Here is a 2965-nt window from a genome sequence, read left to right as displayed (position 1 = left end):
TCATCTACAACAACGGCTAAATCATTTGGACTCGTTTTTATTGTAGGTACTGATTCCTTCTGGACAACACCTCGCTTACTCTCGGTTCGATTTGTGTAAATACCATCACCTATTTCAGCTATTGCATATCCTTGTTTTGTAGATTGTGGAACTTTGATGAATGGTTGACCACTTAATCCTTTAGACCCAGCTTTGGTAGTAATCGTTGGACTTAGGTCATTGTCAACTCTCCCTCTAATACCTTCGTCATATGGCGCATATAACAACGCTTTGCTTGAAGAAGCAGAAAAGCTTGGTCTTGTTACAATTCAATGGGATGTAGATTCACTTGACTGGAAAGGTTTGAGTGCTCAGGCAATTGCAGAAAGAGTTTTGGGCTCTGTGAAAAATGGCTCAATAGTTCTTATGCACAATAATGCCGACAACATTGTTCCAGCTTTAAAACTCATTTTAATTCGCTTAAAGCAACTAGGTTACAAAGTTGGATCAGTTGGTGAGCTTGTTTACAAAGAAAATTACACAATAATTGAATTGTTATTTTTTGTATGGTATACTCAAGTTAGAAATTCACGGTTTTTAATTAGGGAGAAAATATGGGAAAGTTTGGGGATTTTGTTAAGAAAACTGTAAAGCGCACTTTGATTTCACTAACCATTGTTGCGGGCGTTGTTGGTGTGCTTTATTACACTGTTGAACCAGTTAAAGATTTTATTGACGACACAATAAACAAAATTGGTGAAGTTATTGAAAACGAGCCAGGCGATGTTATAACAGAAAAACTTGCTCCTGTGCAAAACATTCAATATAACCAAGAAACAGAAGAACTTACATTTGACGCAGTTGAAGGTGCAACAACATATCTTGTTGAATATTCAGTTAAAGAAACTGGATACACTTACAGATACACAACAAATGAAACAAAGTCAACAGCACAATTGACTTCGCTTATTTTGCCAGGTCAAACGGTTGTGTTTAGTGTTACCGCTTATGGAAACAGCTTCTTGCCATCAGATCCAGCAACTTTTGAAATTGTTGTTGAAAAAACACGCCAAGAACAAAACCCTTATGAACAGTTCTCAAGAATTTACAGTTCAGTTGGCGAAGTTTTGAATTCTAAAGCTCGTCAAACTGTTACACTTCAAACAATTGATGTGTTTGACTATGAAAACCAAATTTTAACTTTACACGGCGTTGCTTTAAACAGAAGCGGTGTTCCATTTGAATACAAGCTTGTTTACGATTTGCAAGGCACAACAGCGCCAGCGCAAATTAACGACATTAACACACTTGGCGAAGTTGTTAAACTTATGTCAGCGTCGGCATACACAGGCAGTAACATTGATTTTTATTACAATGCAATGCCAGAACATGTTGATGTAACAGAAAAAGTTGCCACAAGTTCAGACATTTTAAAAGACTACATTGAACAAGGCTATTCAGTTGAAATAATTAAATACAATTACTCAGATGAGTTTAACGCAGGCCAAGACAAAGTTGGCATAACAGTTAGCGGTTTTTATAAACTCACACACGAAACACTTGGAACAATTATTGTTGAAGCTTCACACAACTTGGTGTTTGACCAAGTGGAAGGCCACACAAAAGCTGATTACATTAACAGCTTTGCAACACAAGGCAATGCAGAAGTGATGGGCGTTTCACTTAGAGAAGTTAACAAAGACGCTTATAACCAATTCAGCCAAGTTCCAAATTCAGCAACAGTTTCACAAATTCAAAATGGTGGTTTGGAAATGTAACAAAAACAGGCAAAAGCCTGTTTTTTTAATGGAAGACTAATGCATTTGTTTGCATAAACTGCGTGTTTTAATTGTTTTTTTAATGCAGTTAATTTGTTTTAAACAAAAATTTGCTGGGCATGAAAATTTTTAAATTGTTGTTGATGTTTTTTTAAATTTGTAATTACAATATTGGCAGTTAATTTGAATAATTTTGTATGTTTTGAAAACTTATCTATGGCAGAAAAAACTTGCTTTTTGTCGCAAAACTGTTTGACCAAAAGTAATTAGGCAAAAGAAACAAAATAACTTTGTTCTTATTTTAAAAATTTGTTATAATCGTTAAAGAGTTATAGTAAAATTTGTTAAACTTATTAAAATTATATAGGAGCGTGCTCTATGGCTAATAAAGTTTTAGATTACTTTTACCAAATTATGCAAATTCCAAGAGAATCTGGTAATGAAGATGGAATGGTGGCTTTTCTTGAAAGTTTTGCAAAGATAAACAATTTGCAATACATTAAAGATGAACACAAAAACATTTTAATTAAGAAAAACACAAGTGGAAGCAAACCACTAATTTTGCAAGCACACACAGATATGGTTTGTGTGAAAACTCCAAACGCTGAAATTGACTTTGCACGCGACGCAATTGAGCCTGTTATTGAAGGCGAATTCCTTAAAGCAAAAAACTCTTCTCTCGGCGCAGACAATGGCATTGGTGTTGCCATGATATTGTCACTTTTGGAAGAAAACATTCCACTTAATGTGGAAGCGCTTTTCACTTCTGAAGAAGAAACAACAATGAAAGGCGCAAAGAAATTTGACATAAGTTTGTTTTCTGGCAAACATTTGCTAAGCCTAGACAGCTCTATGGTCTACCATCGATGATTTCATCACCAATTGCACAGCAAAGTTCAATAGGCACTCCAGTCTCTTGTGCTTTTAAGAAACAATAGATGTTTAAACTAACATCTGCTTTAGATAGGTCATTACCATGAAGACCACCACCAGTAACAGAATCAGCCATATCAGAGCCAAGTTTTCTATTCGTAGCACCTGAGTCAACATCAGTTCCACCTGTCCAATCTCCTAATGGATTGATTTCAGCATCAGGGTATTCTTTTCTTAAATCATCAGTTGATGCATTACTCTGGCATATGATAAGTCTTGTTCCATTGATGATATATTTGCCATCAAATGTGTATTTATTAAAAATGTCTCTTGCA

Annotated in this window: 3 protein-coding genes and 2 pseudogenes; 3 read left to right on the top strand and 2 right to left on the bottom strand. The window is 35.2% G+C overall.

Going from position 1 to position 2965, the window contains the following annotated elements; all coding sequences use genetic code 11:
• Nucleotides 1-266: pseudogene (locus tag T434_RS07845) on the bottom strand (hypothetical protein); the annotation flags it as partial.
• 4 nt (nt 267-270) lie between these two features.
• Here T434_RS07845 and T434_RS07590 point away from each other — a divergent pair.
• The 3 genes from T434_RS07590 (at nt 271) to T434_RS0106090 (ending at nt 2627) form a co-directional block, all read left to right on the top strand.
• Nucleotides 271-630: a polysaccharide deacetylase family protein gene (locus T434_RS07590; protein ID WP_156934107.1), complete on the top strand. Its 360-nt coding sequence runs from the start codon at nt 271-273 to the stop codon at nt 628-630.
• The gene (locus tag T434_RS0106095; RefSeq protein ID WP_026400310.1) at nt 594-1757 is read left to right on the top strand and encodes a hypothetical protein; all 1164 of its coding nucleotides are present in this window, start codon (nt 594-596) and stop codon (nt 1755-1757) included. The genes T434_RS07590 and T434_RS0106095 overlap by 37 nt, the downstream gene beginning before the upstream one ends.
• Before the next feature lie 378 nt (nt 1758-2135).
• Nucleotides 2136-2627, top strand: a complete 492-nt coding sequence (locus tag T434_RS0106090) for an aminoacyl-histidine dipeptidase (protein WP_162150799.1) — start codon at nt 2136-2138, stop codon at nt 2625-2627.
• Here T434_RS0106090 and T434_RS07310 read toward each other — a convergent pair.
• Nucleotides 2608-2965: pseudogene (locus T434_RS07310) on the bottom strand (S-adenosylmethionine synthetase N-terminal domain-containing protein); the annotation flags it as partial. The gene T434_RS0106090 and the pseudogene T434_RS07310 overlap by 20 nt on opposite strands.

Origin of the sequence: Acholeplasma equifetale ATCC 29724, from assembly GCF_000687735.1 — a bacterium.
Taxonomy (GTDB): Bacteria; Bacillota_I; Bacilli_A; order Acholeplasmatales; family Acholeplasmataceae; genus Acholeplasma; species Acholeplasma equifetale.
Note: the sequence above shows the minus strand (reverse complement) of the source record. Positions and strands in the feature narration are given on the sequence as shown.

What these genes read in the sequence shown, in the direction of transcription:
- T434_RS0106090 (WP_162150799.1), top strand. Translation starts at nt 2,136, where the DNA reads ATGGCTAATAAAGTTTTAGATTACTTTTACCAAATTATGCAAATTCCA.
- T434_RS0106095 (WP_026400310.1), top strand. Translation starts at nt 594, where the DNA reads ATGGGAAAGTTTGGGGATTTTGTTAAGAAAACTGTAAAGCGCACTTTG.